Origin of the sequence: Morganella sp. HMSC11D09 (genome assembly GCF_001807955.1) — a bacterium.
GTDB lineage: Bacteria > Pseudomonadota > Gammaproteobacteria > Enterobacterales > Enterobacteriaceae > Morganella > Morganella morganii.
Genome location: NZ_KV791644.1, coordinates 6,345 through 12,669, shown reverse-complemented (window position 1 = coordinate 12,669; position 6,325 = coordinate 6,345). Strand labels below are relative to the sequence as shown.

Genomic DNA, 6,325 nt, shown 5'->3' with positions numbered 1-6,325 from the left:
CATCCTGAGGTGGAATTACATCACTGGATGTTCTGTCGCATCCAGCAGTCATTGAGTCACCCAAAAAACACACTCCAAACTTACCTTGGTTGTGCACCTGATAATCAACCCAGGCTAGTTTTGCTATATTTTTTGCTCTGTATTCCGCACTATCGTTAGCGATAAGAAACTCCTGAACGGTTTTCCCTGATTCAGTACCTATCAAGTCGGCACCTGTTGGCTTTGATAGTTCGCCCCTCAGTGACGCATCACCAACGCTCACCCACGCCCCTTTACCGATACCACCTGTTGATTCAGGAGTGGAGCCAGCCGGAACAACCTTAGGCAAATCACCATCCCAGCGATAATATTCACCGGTGGTTTCGTCACGCAGAATCTGATTGCGCTGGGTGATCTCATTGTTTGGCAGTTGCGCTCCCTGCTGGAAACTATCAACGGTGATGTAACCAGCTGAAATTATTGCCTGATTCATATCGACTTTGAATCGCAAAACAAGCTGGTCGAACATCCATTTCATACCTTCGATAGTCATATGGCAGCGGCCAAAACGGTCTTTATATTCGTGTTCCAGTGATGTCACGAATTCGTCAATCTTGCCTGAGTTAAACTTCAGGTCGCGCGGTGCTTCACTCGGTACTGCATTTTGAGTAGGGATAGTAGCCATGTGCCTTTTCTTCCAATAAAAAAGCCAGCACTGAGGCTGGCTTGGTGGTTTGAGTGTTATGTCAGACGTTATAGTCTGCTTTCGGTGCGAAATACTCACTTGCGGTGATAGAGAATGTGCCGTCTGCGTCCGGTTTCTTGTCGGAGACTACCCAGCGCATGGCATCCATTTCAGTGACGGTTGATATGATGTATCGTGACGGTGACTGAACATTATGGCCGTCATAGATATTGAGCTGAATATCAGGGATATCGGCAATAAAGCCTTTATCCGTATCAGTCCGCGCCTGTGCCGGATATTCTCCGGATGTGTTTCCGAGGTGATCGGTGATGCTCACCACCATGTCGCCGGAAAACTCAATGCGCTCACTTGTGCTGAATACATTGCCGGCTCTGCCGGTGATGTGTCCGCCCTGCTGATTGCTGTCGTAGCTGTCTGCCACCAGTACCATATCGCCGGGATAAACATAGTCACCGTCTGCCAGTGTTTGCAGGCTGATGCTTGTCCGCTGGCTGATCAGTCTGTCCATTTCCAGTAATGCACGGTCAGTGGCCTGATACTCGTTACGGCATCCGTGCAGGGTGATTTTGTTCGGACTTTTTGCTGCTCCTTTCACCACTGCACCGTTTTCGATACGGTACTTCAGATAGGTTTTTTTGTTGGTTCGCGGGTTAACGTATTCAACCTCAACGCCGTCATTCCCGCCCGGCAGCGACATATCGTATGAGATACGAAAGTTATTGCCGGTGATATTTGACCGGTTAAACACCGCTGCCGGATATTTTCGCTCTTCCTCCCGGGAGAATGTCAGCACGCCGTTGTCAAAGAATGCTGTCACCCGCGCCACGTTGCAGATTGTCTCGATGCGCTGGCCGAGCGATACATCCTCATCATCAAATGTGTAATCGAAGTACCCGAGGCGCTTGTCAGACAGCCCTGCGTAAATCTCATACAGTCCGTGCAGGTCGATAGTGTTCTCCGGCTGCTTGCCGGTAACCAGCCACGTATGTGCCACAGCATCAGCAAATGAGCGTGAAGGCCGCTCTGTGTAATCCACTTTGCGGTTGACCATGTCATAGCTGATCACATGCCGCGTCACCAGAGCGTTATATTTGCGCTCACGCGAGCTTGTCGGGTTCTCCGTTGCTCTGACTGTTACCCGAACAAGAGTATCGTCCGGATGCTTCTCATTGAGCCTGCGGCGGATGATGTGGGCCTTCTCCAGTTTCAGGATGCTGTGGTCATTACTGTTTTCCAGCCTGGTTAATTGGAATGCATATCGACCGTACCCACCTTGTGGTGTGAATTTTTCCGTTTTGTAATAGTTTTTTGTCTTTGGTGCTGCCGGAAATCCTCGGTTATATGATTCCCTGGTGCCTGGAATTTCCTCGTTGTCGTCGTTTACCTTCCAGAATTCCATTCTGGCATTAGCATAATCACCCTCGCCAAGCTGGGCGTTTATATGGATCCACAGTTGCCCGCCTTCCATTGGTGAGAAGAACGGCCCGACTGTCAAATACTGGTTATCATAGAGAATGAACTTCGTGGTATTAACAACAGCATTCGGCGGCAGTGTCGCCAGATCGCCACCGGATAGGCTGGTGAAGAAGAACTCGTAATACTTTTTCGGCAACACGATTGATCCGTCATCTGTTTTTTTCGCCTCAGATAGATAAGCATCAACTTTGATGTCTTTTGTCACGTTACCGGTTGGTGTGCTGTACGAAACACTCACGGTCATGGATACTGAGCGTGGTTTGATGATGTCATAGAAATAATCGAACTCATCTTGCCTGGCGATTTTAATCATCGCCTCGCCGCCCTTTATCTCACCGGAAATAACCTCATTCGCCGTTGCCTGATACTGCGGTATTTCATCACTTTCATTTGGTCCCGGCACTTCCTGCCCGTCAACATCGTGAAATTCAAACCCCTCAAATATCTCAGGGATATTTTCACCGGGCTGAAATATCTGATAACTGGCACCATCCAGTGCGGTTAATTCTGATTCCGAGTATTTCACGTTTTCGATATCAAATTTCCCGATACCGAAATTCATCCACTCTGTGACCTTCTTCTTGTTGTCGATGTACTCAAACAGTGATTGCTGAATCAGATCAGGATATGCCCTCACCTGTCCGTGAATTTCCGGTCGTGCCTGGTATGTTCTGGCGACATTGGTTTGCCCGGTGAGCCGGTTGTTCGGACTGTCTTTAACGTTAGCGTCTGCTGATGTGAATGACGGCGTTTTTGGTGCCAGAAAAGAGAAGACCTTCGACACCAGTTTGAATATCGGGCTTAACAGGTCTCCAATTGCACCGCCTTTCGGCTGGTCAAATACCTGAATGTGATGAGATTCAGTGACAACAAAATCAAGGCTGTCACCCTCAGTCAGCTGCACACCATTGACCATGATCACAACGTCGCTGCTGATGCTCTGTTCTTTCAGCCAGTCAAAAAAAAGAGAGCCGGATTTTACTTCGACTCTCTCTTTTGGCGTTCCCGGCAGGCGCTGAATTTCAATTACCGGCATAAGTCATAAACTCCACTTTGCTGTAAATCCGCTGAATGGTCAGCAATCTGTCCAGACGGACGTGTCCGTTATCACCACGGCTGTGCAGAACCATTCCGCCGAGCACAACGCCGACATGAACCGGCACCGAACCGTCATAGGCCACAAATATCCCGCCACTTACCGGATGTTCTTCCGGCTTCCAGAAATTCACCTCATTTTGATAACAGGTCATAAAATCACTGTCAGATTCATAACCGCTGTCGTGATGAATTTCAGCACCAACAACGTGCCGGTAATAGAGCGTTACCAGCCCCCAGCAGTCACACGCAGTAAACGAACATGCCCGGTTAACCCACGGCACCCCGATCATCCTGTCTGTAAATTCGTCTGTCGTCATACAGCCTCCAGCCCCGGCCACTCCTGCGGCTCATAAATGCGTCCGACATTCTTATTCAGCGGATTGGTCATAGAAAGTGTCATTGATACCGCTTCCGCATCCAGTGAGACATCCTTAGCAAACAGCTTCCAGCGCACGATTGCTGTGCCTTTGTCTGCCTCATCAAAAAGCCGGTACGTCACCTCGACCGGCACCATCCGTGAATATGACCGCCATGCTTTCAGTTTCTGCTTAAACTCATGCGCCACACGGCTAAATTTCACGCTTGCGTCGATGATCGGCGTTTTACTCTGCTGACTCTCCGACATCTCAAAGTTACACGGCAGGTATTCAATTCCGCCGAGTATCTTCGGGAAAATCTGGTGAGTGATCAGGTAAATGTCGCCGAATGACGGGTGTGATAGCTGAAGTGTTTCGTACAGGATGCGGTTTGGTCGTTGTGCGCGGAGCTCACGCAATGTCGGCATTATCCCTCCTTACACCGTGGCAGTGTTTCAGTGACAATAACATCCAGCCAACTGCCGAACGGCGGCGGGAACTCGATAATCACATCACCGAATTCATCATCATCGTTATGCAAGTTTTTACAGATAACCTGACCGGTCCATGTAACTGATGCGCCGTTAACGCTGGTCTGCACCGGGTATGACACAAAGTGCAATTCCTGTTCCTGTAATCCGCTGCCGCCGATGTCGATTTTCATCCGGAACCACCGGTTACAGTTATCCAGATAATCAGGATGGCGCAGCCACTGAGCAAACGCCCGCTCCTGTACCAGCGTGAATATCCAGGTGACATTCCAGACCGTTTTCAGGTCATCAGTCAGTTTCTGGAATATCGGCGCGCCGACCTGTGGCTGATCTGTCATGTAACCGGTGTCGATGGTCATGTTTTTGTCTGACTTCTGCGCCAGAGGAAGCCAGTCAGGATAGTCGATAATCATCTCACCCTCGCAGATGCTGTTGTGTTTCGTGTGATGGCGCTGTGCATCGATCCCTTGTTGTCCATGTCCGCGATAAACACATCTATGGTCATGCCGTTACTGTCCTGTCTGGCCTGAGCATCAATCCTGCTGCCGCCGGATGAATAGTCATTGATATTCACCGTCACCGGCACCTGTCCGCCGCCAATATCACGGTTACTGATAACCTTGCCGTTATCACCTGGGATCATGTACTGGTTGCCGTTTGACGCTTTGAATATCTCCGGCTTGCCGCCCTCACCAACCCGGTACATTTCACCAGCAGATACAGGGCCACCATCTTTACGCGCTCCGGCAATCGTCAGTGCTTTCATCCCGATACTGGTTGCTGCGCCGGTCGCCTGTGCCGCAGTATACGCACCGAGACCACTCGCGGATGCCGCTCCCATCGTTGCTATAGATGCCGCAATAGCCGCCGGAGTCCACGCAGCCAAAGCCGCAGCACCACCGGCAACAGCTGCTGATGCGTTTGCCGCCTGAGTGGCAACGCCCAATGTCTGGCCGAGGATGAAGTTTTTAGCCATTTCCACGCCGACCTGAACGATAGAGTTGACCACGCTGTTAAGCATGGTATTACCCAGCGACCGCGCAGCGTCACTCCAGCTCATGGTTTGTGTGATCAGGCCGGTGATAGCGTTGGACGCATTCCCTGAGAGAGAATCAACCGCCGATGTGAGCATGTCATAGCCTAGGCTTTGCTGACTCAGTAACTCCCACTGCGCGGCAAGCTGCTGCTCCTGATACTGTTTATCCTGTGCAGTTTTCAGCGCCAGATACTGTGCGTCCGTGGCTTGTTTGGCTGCGATATACTGGTCATGGCTGATTTGCCCGTCCTGCTGCGACTGCTTCAGCAACGCCTGCTCTGCCTGATAGTACGACTCCATCAGAGCCAGCTTCTGAGCATTTTCGTTAGCCAGTGCCTGAATTGGGTCAATTTTCGCCCGATTCTCAGCGACAATATTCACCTGACCATTTGATGTTTCTTCCGATATTTTGCGCGAATACTCAGCGTGTATCGCTGCCCTGCGTTGCTGATATTGCTCTTCGGTAACCAAATTACCTTTCAGTTGTCGCTCAAGTTGCTCCTGAGCCAGTTTCATATCCTGATCGGCTTTCACCCTAGGATTCTGCTCAAAGGCATCTTTCCGGTCTTTTATCTTCTGAGTGAGGTCGTACTCCTTACCGGCAAGTTCAGTTATTTCGGCTATCTGTGCTGCATTAGCCTTTGACCCAAGCTTCTGCACTGCCTCAAGGATTGCCGCCTCTCTGGATAGGCCTTTAGTTTCCAACTCTGCAACCTTCGTCGCATTAGCCAGGTCAGTTATCTTCTGTTTGAGCTTTTCGGCTTCTGTGGCTTCTTTTTTTGCCTCGGCTGCGGCTTCCCTTGATGTTTTAATACCGGTTTTTTTTGCTTCGCTTGCCTCGCCAGCTTTAGCCGCTAATTCAGCAAGTTTTTCAGCTTCCTGCCCTGATATCCCTTTATCTTCAACGTAATATTTGACCTGTAATTGACGCTTAACTACGTCATCCTTCGCGCCAGCCATTTCAATTTCACGTTCAAGCGTCTTTTTCATATCAGCACCAGCGTCCGACCACTGGACTTTTAAGCTTTCAGCGTTGAATTTCTGTTTTGCCTTAGTTGCTCCATCAAGATCAAGGCCATAAGCGCGAAGAGCAGCGGCTGCGTTAGGTAGCAAAGTGCTAGCCTCTCGCTTTAATAACTCTTCACCCTGTAATAATTCCCCGTTTAACTTCGCTTGCGCTGCA

At 50.0% G+C, this 6,325-nt stretch carries 4 protein-coding genes and 2 pseudogenes; all 6 read right to left on the bottom strand.

Features of this window, described 5'->3' with window-relative positions; all coding sequences use genetic code 11:
* Window positions 1–664 (bottom strand): annotated as a pseudogene (locus HMPREF3119_RS19025) (hypothetical protein); the annotation flags it as partial.
* A gap of 61 nt (window positions 665–725) precedes the next feature.
* The gene (locus tag HMPREF3119_RS00460) at window positions 726–3,197 is read right to left on the bottom strand and encodes a host specificity factor TipJ family phage tail protein (protein ID WP_070577971.1); all 2,472 of its coding nucleotides are present in this window, start codon (window positions 3,195–3,197) and stop codon (window positions 726–728) included.
* Window positions 3,184–3,576 (bottom strand): NlpC/P60 family protein, encoded by a 393-nt coding sequence (locus HMPREF3119_RS00455; RefSeq protein WP_070577968.1) that lies wholly within the window; start codon window positions 3,574–3,576, stop codon window positions 3,184–3,186. The genes HMPREF3119_RS00460 and HMPREF3119_RS00455 overlap by 14 nt, the downstream gene beginning before the upstream one ends.
* Complete coding sequence (locus tag HMPREF3119_RS00450; protein ID WP_070577965.1) at window positions 3,573–4,043, bottom strand: DUF1833 family protein; 471 nt, start codon at window positions 4,041–4,043, stop codon at window positions 3,573–3,575. Before HMPREF3119_RS00450 ends, HMPREF3119_RS00455 begins: the two co-directional genes overlap by 4 nt.
* Window positions 4,043–4,519 (bottom strand): hypothetical protein, encoded by a 477-nt coding sequence (locus HMPREF3119_RS00445; RefSeq protein WP_036412689.1) that lies wholly within the window; start codon window positions 4,517–4,519, stop codon window positions 4,043–4,045. The genes HMPREF3119_RS00450 and HMPREF3119_RS00445 overlap by 1 nt, the downstream gene beginning before the upstream one ends.
* Window positions 4,516–6,325 (bottom strand): annotated as a pseudogene (locus HMPREF3119_RS19255) (phage tail tape measure protein); the annotation flags it as partial. The gene HMPREF3119_RS00445 and the pseudogene HMPREF3119_RS19255, both read right to left, overlap by 4 nt.

Excerpts from the sequence above, each read along its gene's own strand:
- HMPREF3119_RS00460 (WP_070577971.1), bottom strand. The coding sequence starts at position 3,197 with ATGCCGGTAATTGAAATTCAGCGCCTGCCGGGAACGCCAAAAGAGAGA.
- HMPREF3119_RS00455 (WP_070577968.1), bottom strand. The coding sequence starts at position 3,576 with ATGACGACAGACGAATTTACAGACAGGATGATCGGGGTGCCGTGGGTT.
- HMPREF3119_RS00450 (WP_070577965.1), bottom strand. The coding sequence starts at position 4,043 with ATGCCGACATTGCGTGAGCTCCGCGCACAACGACCAAACCGCATCCTG.
- HMPREF3119_RS00445 (WP_036412689.1), bottom strand. The coding sequence starts at position 4,519 with ATGATTATCGACTATCCTGACTGGCTTCCTCTGGCGCAGAAGTCAGAC.